The organism is Actinomycetospora sp. CA-084318, from assembly GCF_050955885.1.
Lineage (GTDB): Bacteria > Actinomycetota > Actinomycetes > Mycobacteriales > Pseudonocardiaceae > Actinomycetospora.
The window spans coordinates 573,995-587,548 of record NZ_CP192098.1; the positions used below are offsets into that span (position 1 = coordinate 573,995).

General features: G+C 76.4%; 12 protein-coding genes. 6 read left to right on the top strand and 6 right to left on the bottom strand.

Annotation, left to right across the window (positions count from 1 at the left end):
- The first annotated feature begins 103 nt into the window (after positions 1-103).
- Entirely contained in the window at positions 104-1,660 is a 1,557-nt protein-coding gene (locus ACQPYX_RS02815; protein ID WP_433801386.1) for a serine/threonine-protein kinase, read from the top strand.
- On the opposite strand, the gene eccB is transcribed toward ACQPYX_RS02815, so the two are convergent.
- Positions 1,661-3,070, bottom strand: a complete 1,410-nt coding sequence (eccB, locus tag ACQPYX_RS02820; protein WP_433801387.1) for a type VII secretion protein EccB — start codon at positions 3,068-3,070, stop codon at positions 1,661-1,663.
- 117 nt (positions 3,071-3,187) lie between these two features.
- Positions 3,188-3,658: a hotdog fold domain-containing protein gene (locus ACQPYX_RS02825; RefSeq protein ID WP_433801388.1), complete on the bottom strand. Its 471-nt coding sequence runs from the start codon at positions 3,656-3,658 to the stop codon at positions 3,188-3,190.
- Positions 3,659-3,722: 64 nt separating this feature from the next.
- Here ACQPYX_RS02825 and ACQPYX_RS02830 point away from each other — a divergent pair, with 64 nt between their 5' ends.
- On the top strand, positions 3,723-4,829 hold the full coding sequence (locus tag ACQPYX_RS02830; protein ID WP_433801389.1) for a glycoside hydrolase family 27 protein: 1,107 nt from the start codon (positions 3,723-3,725) through the stop codon (positions 4,827-4,829).
- 116 nt (positions 4,830-4,945) lie between these two features.
- The gene (locus ACQPYX_RS02835; protein WP_433801390.1) at positions 4,946-5,356 is read left to right on the top strand and encodes a hypothetical protein; all 411 of its coding nucleotides are present in this window, start codon (positions 4,946-4,948) and stop codon (positions 5,354-5,356) included.
- Between the two features lie 11 nt (positions 5,357-5,367).
- On the opposite strand, the gene ACQPYX_RS02840 is transcribed toward ACQPYX_RS02835, so the two are convergent.
- Complete coding sequence (locus ACQPYX_RS02840) at positions 5,368-6,120, bottom strand: class I SAM-dependent methyltransferase (RefSeq protein ID WP_433801391.1); 753 nt, start codon at positions 6,118-6,120, stop codon at positions 5,368-5,370.
- A gap of 112 nt (positions 6,121-6,232) precedes the next feature.
- On the opposite strand from ACQPYX_RS02840, the gene ACQPYX_RS02845 reads away from it, so the two are divergent.
- Positions 6,233-7,591, top strand: a complete 1,359-nt coding sequence (locus ACQPYX_RS02845; RefSeq protein WP_433801392.1) for an MFS transporter — start codon at positions 6,233-6,235, stop codon at positions 7,589-7,591.
- Here ACQPYX_RS02845 and ACQPYX_RS02850 read toward each other — a convergent pair.
- Positions 7,569-9,647, bottom strand: a complete 2,079-nt coding sequence (locus tag ACQPYX_RS02850; RefSeq protein ID WP_433801393.1) for an ArnT family glycosyltransferase — start codon at positions 9,645-9,647, stop codon at positions 7,569-7,571. The two genes, ACQPYX_RS02845 and ACQPYX_RS02850, sit on opposite strands and share 23 nt — an antisense overlap.
- A gap of 201 nt (positions 9,648-9,848) precedes the next feature.
- On the opposite strand from ACQPYX_RS02850, the gene ACQPYX_RS02855 reads away from it, so the two are divergent.
- Together ACQPYX_RS02855 and ACQPYX_RS02860 are read left to right on the top strand one after the other, a co-directional pair.
- Positions 9,849-11,147 (top strand): LCP family protein, encoded by a 1,299-nt coding sequence (locus ACQPYX_RS02855; RefSeq protein WP_433801394.1) that lies wholly within the window; start codon positions 9,849-9,851, stop codon positions 11,145-11,147.
- Between the two features lie 67 nt (positions 11,148-11,214).
- Positions 11,215-11,973, top strand: a complete 759-nt coding sequence (locus ACQPYX_RS02860; protein WP_433801395.1) for a LamB/YcsF family protein — start codon at positions 11,215-11,217, stop codon at positions 11,971-11,973.
- Here the strand turns inward: ACQPYX_RS02860 and ACQPYX_RS02865 are convergent.
- Both ACQPYX_RS02865 and ACQPYX_RS02870 read right to left on the bottom strand, forming a co-directional pair.
- Positions 11,970-13,307: an acetyl-CoA carboxylase biotin carboxylase subunit gene (locus ACQPYX_RS02865; RefSeq protein WP_433801396.1), complete on the bottom strand. Its 1,338-nt coding sequence runs from the start codon at positions 13,305-13,307 to the stop codon at positions 11,970-11,972. The genes ACQPYX_RS02860 and ACQPYX_RS02865 overlap by 4 nt on opposite strands.
- The gene (locus ACQPYX_RS02870; protein WP_433801397.1) at positions 13,304-13,543 is read right to left on the bottom strand and encodes an acetyl-CoA carboxylase; all 240 of its coding nucleotides are present in this window, start codon (positions 13,541-13,543) and stop codon (positions 13,304-13,306) included. The genes ACQPYX_RS02865 and ACQPYX_RS02870 overlap by 4 nt, the downstream gene beginning before the upstream one ends.
- Positions 13,544-13,554 lie beyond the last annotated feature (11 nt).

The window sequence follows — 13,554 nt, forward strand, 5'->3', positions numbered from 1 at the left end:
GTCGTTGACCAGGGATGAACCCCGGTCCGGTCCGTGCGTGACGCGGACAGCGGGCCGGGTGTCGGGGGATGATGGCCCCGCGGAGACGACAGGGGGTGGCGCGGTGAGCACGACCGAGGCCGGGCCACCCACCGTCGTGGGCGGCCGCTACACCGTCGGCGACCTCATCGGTCGCGGCGGCGCCGCAGACGTCTACCGCGCCCGCGACGAGCTGCTGGGCCGCGACGTCGCGATCAAGATGTTCGGCACGGGCGGCGAGGTGGTCGCGGCGGCCAACGCCGAGGCCGGCGAGGCCCCCGGTCCCGAGGCCCCCGCTCCCGACGCCCCCGGTCCCGACGACGGGTCCGCGCGCTACGGCCGCGGGGACGGCGGCTCCGGGCCGCGCCCCTCGGCGCCGCCCGCCGAGCTCGTGGGGGACCTCGAGGAGGGGTCCGACGCCCGGAACCGCCGCGAGGTGCTCACGCTCGCCGCGCTCTCGCACCCCGGCCTGGTGACGGTCTACGACGTCGGCGACGACCGCGGTCGGGCCTACTTCGTCATGCAGCTGATCGAGGGGGACACCCTCGCCCAGCGGATCCGTCGCGGGCCGCTGCCGCTCGGCGACGTCGTCGCGCTCGGCGCGGCGCTCGCCGACGCGCTCGGCTACGTGCACCGCCGCGGGGTGGTGCACCGTGACGTCAAGCCCGGCAACGTGCTGCTCGACGCCGAGGGCCGCGCCCACCTCTCCGACTTCGGCATCGCCGCCGTCCGGGACGCCGCCCCGGTGACGGCGGCCGGGATGGTGATCGGCACGGCGTCGTACCTGAGCCCGGAGCAGGTGCGGGGCGAGTCGGTGACGCCGGCGGTCGACGTCTACGCCCTCGGCCTGGTGCTGATCGAGTGCCTGACCGGGCGGCGGGAGTACCCGGGCAACGCGCTCGAGGCGGCGGTCGCCCGCCTGCACCGCCGGCCCGCCGTGCCCACGCAGCTGCCCGACTCGCTGCGCACCCTGCTCGTCGCGATGACCGCGGACGAGCCGGCCGCCCGCCCCGAGGCCGACGAGGTGCTCGCGGCGATGCGGACGGTGTCGCGGGAGATCGGTCTCGACGCCGAGACGGTGCTGTCCCCCGCGCTGATGGCCGCCCCGACGGGCGCGGTGCCGCTCGCCGCCGGGCCGGCCGCGCACGCCTCGGGGCCGTTCGCCGCGGCCGGTGCCCCGACCGGACCTGCGGTCGGGCCGCCGACCGGGCCGTCCCCCGCCGCGGGGCGCCGCCGCGGTCTGCTCGTGGCGGTCGGGGTCGCCCTGGCCGCGGTGCTCGTCGCCGGGTCGGCGCTGGCCTACACCCTGGTGGCCGGGGCCCGGGCCACGCCGCTGCCGAGCGTGCCGAGCACGGTCCCGCCGCCCCCGGCGCCCGCCGTCGTCGTGCCGACCACCACCGAGGCGCCCGAGCGGGTGGAGTCGACCCGGGTGCGCGTGACCACCACGCGGGCGCGCGTCCGCACCACCACGCCGGTCCCGACGACGGTGGCGCCGGTCCCGCCGCCCGCCCCGCCCGTCGTCACGACGACGCCGGCGCCCCCGGTGACCACCACCGAGTCGCCCCGGTCGCAGCCGCCGACCACGACCGACGACGCGGTGCCCCCGGCCGCGCCGCGACAGGCGCTCGCCGCGGGCGACTGATCAGCCCAGCGGTCGCGTGGCGGCCTCGACCGAGAGCGGCGCCCCCGTCGGCAGGAGCCCGATGACCGCCTGCGGGGCCGCCGTGACGGTCCGGCCCAGCCCGAGGGCCTCCGCGGTGGGCGCGTCGGGCACGCCGTGGACCGAGCCGGTCGCGGCGACGACGACGAGCGCCCCCTCCTCCCCGCGCACGGCGACCCCGGTGCCGGGGAGCACCGCCCGGTCGGCGCGGTCGCCCGACCCGTCGGCCTGGCGCAGCGCGACGCCCGGCGGCAGCGGGTCCGCCACCACGGTCACGCCCGCGCCGGTCCCGGCGCTGCGGTCGGCGCACGCGGTCGGGGCGCGGTCCGGCGGCAGGGGCACGGGCGCCGGGTCCGGGTAGGCGGTGACGTCGATCGCCCGGGAGATCGGGGTGTTCGCCACCTGGGCGGGCGAGACGGTGGGGATCGGGACCCCGGCGAGCGCGGGGTCGTCGAGCCGGATGAGGCGGGCGAGGAGCTCGGGCACCACCTCGACGCCGTCGGTGAGCACCAGCAGGTAGGTGTCGGCGCTGCCGGCGCCGACGAGCCGCACGACGCCGCCCGCCCGTTCGCCCGCGAGGTCGACCGGCACCGGGGCGCCCCGGCGCGGGATCACCGGCGGCGTGATCGGCGGCGCCTCCGGCAGCGCGGTCAGGAACCCGCTGCTCGCGGGCCGCGGGAGCAGCCCGCCGAGGCCGAGGGCCTCCACGACGGCGGGTCGGGTGACGTCGAGCCGGGCCCGCGTGCCGCCGAGGACGAGCCAGGTCTGGCCGGCCCGGTCCACCACGACGAGGCCCTCGGCCGGCGCGAGCGGACGTCCCGGCGGGCCGGAGCCGGCGAGCACCGTGGTGGTGGTGCGGGGGCGGGACGCGTCGGGGACGGGGTCGGTGGTGTCGCAGACCGACCAGACCGCGGGCCCCGGGAGGTCGGGCGGCGGGAGCACCGGGGCGTCCACGATCCCCACCGGCCGGGCCCGCGGCGCGGCGGCGAGCACGTCGTCGTCGATCTCCACCGGGTCGGCGGGGACCGGCGCCCCCGCGACGGCCGCCGCCGCCAGCCGCGCGGAGGCCAGGTTCGGGACGCCGACGAGGGCGGGCGGGTCGGCCCGGGTGACCACGGCCAGTGCCCCGGACCGCTCGGCCACCACGATCGCCGAGGTGCGCCAGTCGGCCGGGCGGTGGACCGCCCCGACCATGGCCGCCGCCCCGAGGCCCAGCGCGGCGAGCAGCGCCCCGGCGATCGTGGCGCGGGAGTGCGAGCGCAGCGGGTCGACCACCGGCGCCGGGTCGCGCCGGACGAGCGCCGAGGTGAGCCGGCGGGCGGAGAAGCGCGCCGCGGCGACCTGACCCGTCGTCGCGCCGCGGCGGCCGGGGGACTCGGGCGGGGCGGTCATGGTCCCGCCGATCGTGGCACACCCCCTTCCGCACGACGGGCACTTTCGCAGCATCTATGCGCGCGAGCGTGCCGTTCGTTCGTCGAGGCCGGTCGGTGGACGGCCCGGCGGGCTCCCCTACCGGGGCGGACGCGGGGAGACGCGGAGGTGGATCGAGGCGTGCACGGCCTCGGTGCCGCGGTCGTCGCGGATGGCGACCTCGACGGTCACGTCCTCCTTGTCCGGTCCGAAGGTCGGCGGCGTCGCCCACTGCGCGTCGGCGGTGACGGAGCTCTTCGCGGTGGCGAGGTAGCGGACGTCCATGCCGATCGGGATCCAGCGGTGGCCCGGCGGCACGGCGGCCTCGGCCAGCACGCCCATCGCGTACTCGGCGAGGTTGCAGGAGGCGATGGCGTGCACGGTGCCGAGGTGGTTGTGCACCAGCCACCACTTCGCCATCCGCACCCGGCTGTGCTTCCCGTCGAGCTCGCGGATGACCGGGGCCGCCGTCAGGAAGTACGGAGCCCGCAGCCACACCGCGCCGCTGACGAGCAGCCGCCCGGGCAGCGAGCCGGAGAGTCGGTTCCAGGAGGACAGCACGGCGCTCATGTCCGAGAACCTACTCATGGGTAACCGATGGTGCACGCAGCTGCGCCGAGCAGGCTCGCGGCCGATGCGGTCCCTCCTCGTGCTCCTCGCCGCGCTCCTCGTGCTCGGGGCCGCGGCCGACGCTCCCTCCGTGCCACTCGCGGCCGTGTCGCTCCCGACGCCGCCGATGGGCGTGAACGACTGGAACGCGACCGGCTGCACCGACGCGTTCGACGAGGCCTGGGTGCACGCGCAGGCCGACGCCCTGGTGTCCACGGGGCTGCGGGACGTGGGGTACCGCTACGTCGACCTCGACGACTGCTGGGCGGCTCCGCAGCGCGTGGCCGGCCGCCTCGTGGCCGACCCGGTCCGCTTCCCGCACGGCATCGCCGCCCTCGCCGACTACGTCCACGCCCGCGGCCTCCGGCTGGGCCTCTACACGAGCGCGGGGACGATGACCTGCGATCCCCGGGGTTTCCCCGCCTCGCTCGGGCACGAGACCGCGGACGCCGCCTCGTTCGCCGCCTGGGGCGTCGACTACGTCAAGGAGGACGACTGCTTCACCGCGGGCACGGACGCCGTCGCGCGCTACACCGCGATGGCGACCGCGCTGCGGGTCACCGGGCGGCCGATCGTGTTCGCGGTCTGCGACAAGGGGAACTCGGCGCCGTGGCGCTGGGCGCCCGGGATCGCGCAGGTCTGGCGCACCACCCACGACGTCGCCGACGACTGGGACAGCGTCGCGGACATCGTGCGCCTGACGACCGCCGTCCCCTGGGCGCGGGGGAACGACCCGGACATGCTGGAGGTGGGCAACCCCGGCCTCACCCCGACCGAGCAGGCCACGCAGCTGGCGGTCTGGTCGATGCTCGGCGCGCCGCTGCTGGCCGGCACCGACCTCGCGGCGGCGGCCCGCGCCGATCCGGCGACGATCGCGCTGCTCGGCGACCGCGACCTCGTCGGGATCGACCAGGACCCGGCCTGGTCCGCCCCCACCGTGACCTGGGACGGCGACCGGCTGATGCTGCGGCGGGTCCTCACCGGGGGACGCACCGCCGTGTCGGTGACGGCGCTCGGCGACGCGCCGGAGGTGGTGCCCGCCGGGGTCGTCGGACGGGACGTCGTGGCGGGCGGGGCCGTCGCGTCGGGGACGGTCGTCGCGCCGCACGCCACCGTGGTCGTCGTCGGGTGATTCCGGTCCGCGGAACGTTCGACACTCGTCTGGCGCAGAACGAGGGTTATGGAACATGACGACCGGGCACCTCGGAGGGGCAGCGGCACGGCGCCGCGGACCAGAAGGAGCACCCGATGCCCAGCACCCCACGCCCCGAGCCGGTGGTCGTCCCCGGTCTCCCGCTGCGCGAGTGCTCCCCGTCCGCCCTCGCGGAGCGGCTCATGCCGATCCTGCGCGAGCTGCCGTTCCCGGCGCGTCGCTGGCAGATCCTCACCGCGGGCGACCTCTACGGCTGCGACACGGTGACCCGCGAACTGCTCGGCCGGGTGCCCGAGGCCGACTACGCCTCGGCCTCCGACGTCCTCGGGGTCCTGGCCGCCGTGCTCGGCGGTCGGCCGCTGCCGGTGACCCCCGCGATGCGCGGCCCCGTGCCGGCCGGCCGGGCAGCTCGCCCGGGTGCCGTCCCCGGCCGCACCCCCGTCCCGGCCCGGATGCCGCACCGTGCCCTCGCCGCCCGCCGGCCGAGGATGCCCCGCCCCGCGTAGGTGCGGCGCGCTCACACGGCGGAGCCATCTCCGAGCGTCCACCGCCGGGCGACGGTCTCGAACGGCACCTCGACGGGGTCCGGCCCGGGCACCAGCTCGTCGAGCCGGGCCCGGGCGGCGTCGAACACCTCCTGCTGCGCGTCGGCGTCGAGCTCGAGCACCCCGCTGTAGGTGCAGACCATCCCGGCGATCTCGTCGCGGGTCATCGTCCGGGTCCAGCGCACGTGGACCGCGGTCGGGGTGTCGTCGACGAAGCCGTACCCCGCCGGCAGCGCGAACGCGAAGCCGCGGCGGGAGAGCCGGGCCGCCCCGTCGGTCGCCGCGCGCCCGATCGTGCGGACCTCGTCGACCCAGTCGACGGTCGGGTCCGCCCGGCTCCACAGCAGTCCGAGCGTGCCGCCGGGACGCAGCACGCGGGCGATCTCGGCGGTGGCGGCCTCGGCGTCGAACCAGTGCCAGGCCGACGAGGCGAGCACGGCGTCGACGGCCGAGTCCCGCAGCGGCAGGTGCTCCGCGGTGCCCTGCGCCCGCCGGGCGCCGTCGACCCGCGCGAGCATCCGGGCGTCGGGTTCGATCGCGATCACGACGGCGGGTGGGGCCGGTCGGGCGAGGAGCGCGCGGGTGACCAGACCGGTGCCCGCGGCGAGGTCGACGACCGTCCCGGCCCGGTCGGGCAGGACGCGGTCGAGGGCCTCCGGGTGCGGGGCGGGGCGGTAACGGTCGTAGTCCGCGGCACGGCGGCCGAACGACATCGCACGGGGCACGACCCGACGCTAGGCGTGCGGGGGCCCGCCGGAAACACCGCGCGTGGGACGTCCCGATCGTCCTAACCTCGGCCGATCGTCTCTGTCGGGGGGTGGCTCTACCGTGCGCGGCATGCGAGCGATCCGGCCGTTGCGGCACCCGGCGTACCGGTGGCTGGCGGGCAATCTCGCCTTCTCGGTCCTCGCCGAGGGTCTGTGGGTCGTGGCGCTGGTGTGGCAGGTCGTGGAGCTGGGCGGCGGTCCGGCGCAGCTCTCGCTGATCAGCGGGGCCCTGGCCGTCGGCGTCCTCGCGACGGCCCTGCCGGGCGGGGTCCTGGCGGACCGGGTGCCGCAGCGCCGGGTCCTGGTGCTCGTGGCGCTCCTGCAGGTCGGGGCGGTCGGTGCGGTGGCGGTGCTGTCCCTGGCCGGGCTGCTCGGGTACGCCGCCCTGACCGTCGCGGCCCTCCTGATCGGCGTCGCCGGTGGCCTGATGTTCCCGGCCTACTCGGCGCTGGTGCCGCACCTGGTCCCGGCCGACGAGCTGCAGGCGGTGAACGGGCTGGAGGGCATGCTGCGGCCGGCCCTGCTCAACGCCGGCGGTCCCGCCCTCGCGGGCGTCGTCGTCGCCGCGGCGGGTCCCGGGCCGGCGATGGCGGTGGTCGCCGCGGCCGCGGTCGCGGCCCTCGGGTGCGCGCTCGGCCTGCCGCGCGCCGCTCCGGCGGCAGCCGGCGCCGACGGGGCCGGATCGGCCGGCTCCCCGCTCGCCGACCTGCGCGAGGGCTTCCGCTACATGCGGCGCACCCGCTGGCTGCTCGTGACCCTGCTCTTCGCCTCGGCGATGATCCTCGTGGTGCTCGGCCCCATGGAGGTGCTCGTCCCCTTCGCGGTCAAGGACCGGGCGGGCGGCGGGCCGACCGAGCATGCGCTCGTCCTCGCGATGTTCGGGCTCGGCGGGTTCCTCGGGTCGTTCCTGGCCGGGTCGCTGCGCCTGCCGCGGCGCTACCTGACCGCGATGATCTCGATGTGGGCGGTCGGCTGCGTGCCGATGGCCGTGTTCGGGCTGGCCACGTCCCTGGCGCCGATGGCGGCGGCCGCGCTCGTGGTCGGGGTGCTGTTCAACGCCCCGCAGGTGGTGTGGGGGACGTTGCTCCAACGACGGGTGCCGCGGGCGCTGCTCGGGCGGGTCTCCAGCCTCGACTTCTTCGTGTCGCTGGCGTTCATGCCGGTGTCGATGGCCCTGGCCGGGCCGCTGAGCGGGGCGGTCGGCCTGACGCCGGTGTTCCTCGTCGCGGGCCTCGCCCCGGTGCTGATCGGGGCGGTCGCGCTGCTGGTCGGACGGCTCGGGCCGGACGAGCTCGCCCACCCGATGGACGCCATGGACGCCGTGGACCCCGTGGACCCCGTGGACGACGACGACGCCGGCCCGGCCACCGTGGTAGCCGGGCCGGCGGACGAGGAGGACGAGGAGGTCAGCCCGCGATCGGGGCGGTGAGGTCGTACACGGTCTGGCCGCCGACGGTCGTCGCCGTGTAGTGCTCGGAGACCCAGGTCGTGATCTGGCTGCCGACCGAGTCGGAGCCGCCCTGGCCGCCCGACCCGCCGCCCATCCCGCCGCCGTCGCCGGAGGCGAGCAGGTAGTGCACCTCGTCCGCCGCGACCATGGCCTGGAACTGCGCGAGCGTCGGCGCCGCGTCGGAGCCGCTCCAGCCGCCGATCGCCATGACGGCGGTGCCGGTGGAGAGCTCCAGCGAGGCCGCGCTCTGCGAGCCGACCACGGCGGCCGACCAGGTGGTGCCGGCGTCGCGCAGCAGCGTCGTCAGCTCGGCGGACGTGGTCGTGCCTCCGGGGGCACCCGTCCCACCGCCCTGAGCCGCTCCGCCCGGCTGACCCGATCCGCCGTCGGGACGCTGGCCCGAGGGCGGCTGACCACCCTGGCCGCCGGAACCGCCCCCGGGACCACCGCCCGTGCCGCCGTCGGCGCTCGCCGGGCCGGCCGAGACGATCGAGCCGGAGTGCGTCGTGGCGGCGGTGTCCATCGCGTAGGCCACCGAGCCGCCGGCTCCGGCCAGCACGGCCCCGACCAGCAGCACCGGCAGCGCGCGCCGCACCCAGGCGCGGCGGGTCACCGCGCCGACGAGCAGACCGAGGACCGCGACGGCCCCGGCGATCGCGACGACCCAGCGCAGCCAGGGCAGGAACTCCGGCGTGCGCCGCAGCAGCACGACGCTCCACGCGGTGGTGGCGGCGAGCGCGGCGACGAGCGCGAGACGCGCGGCCGGCAGCTCGCGGCGCCGCCACAGCAGGGTCCCGCCCACGGCGAGGGTCCCGGCGAGGCCCGGGGCCATCGCCACCGAGTAGTACGCGTGCACGGTCCCGCTCATGAAGCTGAACACCAGGCCGTGGACCAGGAGCCAGCCGCCCCAGAGGACGAGCCCGGCCCGGGTGCGGTCGGTGCGCCCGGCCCGCCACGTGAGCGCGAGGCCCGCGACCAGCACGATCAGCGCGGCCGGCAGCAGCCAGCTGATCTGGCCGCCGAACGACTCGTTGAACATCCGCGTGATCCCGGTCGAGCCGCCGAAGCCGGTGTTGCCGGCACCGGTGCCGCCACCCGGACCGCCGCTCCCGCCGCCGTTGCCCGAACCGCCGAGGATGCGGCCGAGCCCGTTGTAGCCGAGCACGAGGTCGAGGAAGGAGTTGTCGGTCGAGCCGCCGATGTAGGGGCGCTCGGAGGTCGGCCACAGGTCGACCAGCAGCACGTACCAGCCGGTGGAGACGAGCATCGCGCCGAGTCCGACCGCCAGCATCGCGAGCCGGCGGCGCCAGGAGACGGCGGCCGCCAGCACGATCACCGCGGCCAGGGCGGGCAGGACCAGCCAGGCCTGCAGCATCTTCGTCAGGAAGCCGAGTCCGAGCAGGGCGCCGGTCGCGGCGGTCCACCACAGGCCGGCCCGCCGGTGGGCGACGTCGATCGCCCGGACCGCGGCGTACGCGGCGGCGGTCATGCAGAGCACGAGCAGCGCGTCGGGGTTGTTGAAGCGGAACATCAGCACCGCGACGGGCGTCAGCGCCAGCAGGGCCCCCGCTGCGAGCCCGGCGCCCGGGCCCGCCCACCGCCGCACGGCTCCGCGCAGCAGGGCCACCGAGGCGACCCCCATGAGGGCCTGCGGTGCCAGCATCGACCAGGACGAGAAGCCGAACAGGCGTCCCGACAGGCCCATGACCCAGAGCGCGGCCGGGGGCTTGTCGACGGTGATGAAGTTCGAGGCGTCCAGGGATCCGAACAGCCAGGCCTTCCAGGACTGCGTGCCCGCCTGGACGGCGGCCGCGTAGAACTCGTTCGCGGTCCCGGTCGCGCCGAGGTCCCACAGGTAGAGCAGCGCGGTGCCGAGCAGCAGGGTCAGGAGCAGCGGCCGCTCCCACGGTGGGGCGTCGGCCGGGCCGCGCCACCGGGCACGGGTCGGGCGCGCGTGACGGGCCCCGGCCCGCGCGTCCGGCGCCGACCGGGGTGCGGGCCGGGGTGCGGCGCGGAGGTGGGTCGTCGTGGTCATGGTGTCGACCCTCGTGGTCGGCGATGTCCGGTTCCTGGGCCGATGTTGTGGGGCGGCTGTGAGCGACTGGACCGATCAGGTGTCGCGTCCGTGAGGTCGACCGGTCCCGGACGGGTGGCCGGGTCACCATCGGGTCTCGACCTCGGTGAATCCGTCCGATCTCACGGTGACGACCACGCCTGCAGGGGGAACCATGACGAGGTGAGCACATCCACGACGGGACGGCGTGCGCGCGTGGCCGTGCGCGCCCTCGTCGTGGCGGTCTCGCTCGCCGTGCTCTCCGCCTCCGCGTTCGCGTGGGTCCAGGTCCGTTTCCTGGATCGATCCACGGCCTCCGCCTCGGTGATCCAGGGGGCGGTGCCGACGGGTCCGACGGCCGAGCAGAACATCCTGCTGCTCGGCGTCGACAGCCGCACCGACCCGCAGGGCAACCCGCTCCCGCCCGACCTGCTCGCGGCGCTGCACGCCGGGGACACCGGCGACGGCGGGGACACCGCCGACTCGATCACCGTGGTGCACATCCCGGCCGGCGGCGGCCGGGCGACCGCGATCTCGATCCCGCGCGACTCCTACGTCCAGCTGGCCGACGGCTACGGCAAGCACAAGATCAACTCGGCGTACTCGCGGGCGGTCGCGTTCACCACCGAGTCGCTCACCGAGAACGCCGCGGGAGGGGCCGCCACCTCGCCCTTCGCCCCGGAGTCGGCCCGCGCGGCATCGCCCGACGACCCGGCCGTCCGCCGCGCGGCGCTCGAGGCCGGCGCCCGCACCACGATCGCGACGGTCCAGGCCCTCACCGGGCTGGCGATCACCCACTACGCCTCGGTGAACCTCGCCGGGTTCGCCGACGTCAGCCAGGCCCTCGGCGGCGTGCCGGTCTGCCTGCGGGCCCCGGTCGACGACCCGTACTCCGGGCTCCGCCTGCCCGCCGGCCCGCAGGAGGTGTCGGGCGCCGAGGCGCTCGCCTTCGTGCGGCAGCGCCACGGGCTCCCCGGCGGCGACCTCGACCGGATCACCCGCCAGCAGACCTTCCTCGCCAGCGCGACCCGGCAGCTGCTCTCGGCCGGGACGCTCGCCAACCCGTTCGCCCTCGATCGGCTCACGGGCGTGCTCGCCCGCTCGGTGACGCTCGACGCGAACTGGGACGTGCTCTCCTTCGCCGGGCAGCTGCAGGGCCTGACGGCGGGCTCGGTCACCTTCCGCACCATCCCGACCGGCGACGCCGAGCTGGCGACCCCCTCCGACGGGACCGCGGTGGAGGTCGACCCGGTGACCGTCCGGCAGTTCGTCGACGACTCGATCGCGGTCGACGGCGGCCGGCCGCTGCCGGTCCCGCAGCCCATCGGCTGGTCCGACGCCGCGCGGGAGCACGCGGTGGAGTCCGGGGACGACGACGCCTCCTTCGAGGAGACCACGGCCGTCCCGACGACGGGTGCGGTCGCGGCCCCCGCGCCGGTCACGCCGCCGATCACCGCCGCGGCCCCGGGCTGCATCAACTGACGGCTGGCGTCGGGGCGGCGGCCCTGGTGCGATGGGCGCTCGGTGACCGGCAGTCCCAGGAGGCGCCATGCTGACCCGGATCGACCTGAACGCCGACGCGGGGGAGAGCCTCGGGCTCTGGACCCTCGGGCACGACACGGCGCTGATGGAGCACGTGACCTCGGTGAACGTCGCCTGCGGCTATCACGCGAGCGACCCGGTGACGATGCGCGAGGCGGTCCGCACCGCGGCCGCGACGAACACCGCGATCGGCGCGCACCCGGGCCTGCCCGACCTCGTCGGCTTCGGTCGTCGCCGGATGGCCCTGCGGCCTGACGAGGCCGCGCAGATCGTCGTCTACCAGGTCGGCGCGCTGCAGGCGACGGCCGCGGTGGAGGGCGCCGAGGTGGTGCACGTGAAGCCGCACGGCGCGCTCTACGGCATGGCGCTGACCGACGACGCGATCACCACCGCGATTACCGAGGCCGTCCTGCGCCTCGACCCGGACCTGATGCTCTTCTGGCTCGCCGGCCCCACCGCCGACCTCGCCCGCTCGCTCGGGGCGAAGGTGGCCCGGGAGGGGTTCGCCGACCTCGAGTACGACGACGACGCGCACATCATCGTCGAACCGCGCCCGCTCGCGAAGGACCCGGCCGCCGTCGCGCAGCAGGCCGTGGACCTGCTGGAGGGGCACGTGACCTCGACCTCCGGGAAGCACCTCGACGTCGAGGTCGACACCATCTGCCTGCACGGCGACCGGCCCAACTCGCCGGACATCTGCGCGGCGATCGTCGCCCGGTTCGACGAGCTCGGCGTCGAGCGCGTCCCGGCGCTGCAGCTCGTCTAACCCAGGAGCTGCTCGAGCGTGGTGATGTCGTGCGTCCCCTCGACGAGCGCGGGCTCGTCGACGAGGCGCCGGTGCAGCCCGAGCGTGGTCGGCACCCCCTCGACGCGGTACTCGGCCAGCGCCCGGCGCGCGCGGGCCAGCGCCGTCGCACGGTCCGGGCCCCACACCGCGAGCTTCGCGACCATCGAGTCGTAGAACGGCGGGATGACGTCGCCGACGGCGAGCGCGGTATCCACCCGGACGCCCGGCCCGCCGGGCAGTTCGAGGGCGGTGATCTCGCCGGGGGTGGGCAGGAAGTCGTCGTCGGGGTCCTCCGCGTTGACCCGGAACTCGACGGCGCTCCCACGGACCACCACGTCGTCCTGGGTCACCGAGAGCGGACGGCCGTCGGCGACCCGGAGCTGCTCGGCGACGAGGTCCACGCCGGTGACGAGCTCGCTCACCGGGTGCTCCACCTGGATGCGGGTGTTCATCTCGATGAAGAAGAACTCCCCGTCCTCGACGAGGAACTCCACCGTCCCGGCCCCGACGTAGCCCACCTCCCGCGCGAGGTCCGCCGCGGCGGTGCACATCCGTTCCCGCAACGCCGGGTCGAGCCCGGGGGCGGGCGCCTCCTCCACCAGCTTCTGCCGTCGACGTTGCAGCGAGCAGTCCCGCTCGCCGACGTGGATCACGCCGCCGTGGGCGTCGGCGAGCACCTGCACCTCGACGTGCTTCGGAGCCCGCAGCATCCTCTCCAGGTAGACCGCGTCCGAGCCGAACGCCGACGCCGCCTCCCGCCGGGCCTCGTCCACGACGCGCCGCAGCGCCACCTCGTCCGACGCCGGACGGATCCCGCGCCCCCCGCCGCCGGCGGACGCCTTGACCAGCACCGGGTAGCCGACCTCGCCGGCCGCCGTCACCGCCTCGTCGACCGAGGCGACCACCCCGCTGCCGGGCACCACGGGCACCCCGGCCGCCTCCGCCGTCGCGCGTGCCGTCGCCTTGTCGCCCATCCGCTCGATCACGTCGGCGGACGGCCCGACCCACGTCAGGCCGGCCTCGGCGACGGCCCGGGCGAACGCCGCGTTCTCGGAGAGGAAGCCGTAGCCGGGGTGGACGGCGTCCGCACCCGACTCCGCCGCCGCCGCGAGCAGCGCCTCGACGTTCAGGTAGCTCTTCGCGGCCGACGACTTCCCGATGTGCACGGCGGCGTCGGCGTGCCGCACGTGGGCGGCCGTCGCATCCGCGTCGGAGTACACCGCCACCGACGCCACCCCGAGGTCCCGGCAGGCCCGGACGACCCGCAGGGCGATCTCGCCACGGTTGGCCACGAGGACCCGTTGCACCGTCACGTGTCGAGCTCCACCAGCTCCTGCCCGATCGACACCTCGTCCTCGTCGTCCACGTGCCAGGTCGCGACCGTCCCCGCGGCGTCCGCCTTCACCTCGCGGTAGGTCTTCATCACCTCGATCAGCCCGATGACGTCGCCCTCGGCGACCGTGGCCCCATCGGCGACGTAGGGCTCGGCGTCGGGGGAGGGCTTGCGGTAGAAGACGCCGGGGGTCTTCGCCGTGATCGTGTGTCCCATGCGCGGTGCTC

Coding starts and splice junctions, on each gene's coding strand:
- eccB (WP_433801387.1), bottom strand. CDS start 3,070: ATGACCGCCCCGCCCGAGTCCCCCGGCCGCCGCGGCGCGACGACGGGT.
- ACQPYX_RS02825 (WP_433801388.1), bottom strand. CDS start 3,658: ATGAGCGCCGTGCTGTCCTCCTGGAACCGACTCTCCGGCTCGCTGCCC.
- ACQPYX_RS02830 (WP_433801389.1), top strand. CDS start 3,723: ATGCGGTCCCTCCTCGTGCTCCTCGCCGCGCTCCTCGTGCTCGGGGCC.
- ACQPYX_RS02835 (WP_433801390.1), top strand. CDS start 4,946: ATGCCCAGCACCCCACGCCCCGAGCCGGTGGTCGTCCCCGGTCTCCCG.
- ACQPYX_RS02845 (WP_433801392.1), top strand. CDS start 6,233: ATGCGAGCGATCCGGCCGTTGCGGCACCCGGCGTACCGGTGGCTGGCG.
- ACQPYX_RS02850 (WP_433801393.1), bottom strand. CDS start 9,647: ATGACCACGACGACCCACCTCCGCGCCGCACCCCGGCCCGCACCCCGG.
- ACQPYX_RS02860 (WP_433801395.1), top strand. CDS start 11,215: ATGCTGACCCGGATCGACCTGAACGCCGACGCGGGGGAGAGCCTCGGG.
- ACQPYX_RS02870 (WP_433801397.1), bottom strand. CDS start 13,543: ATGGGACACACGATCACGGCGAAGACCCCCGGCGTCTTCTACCGCAAG.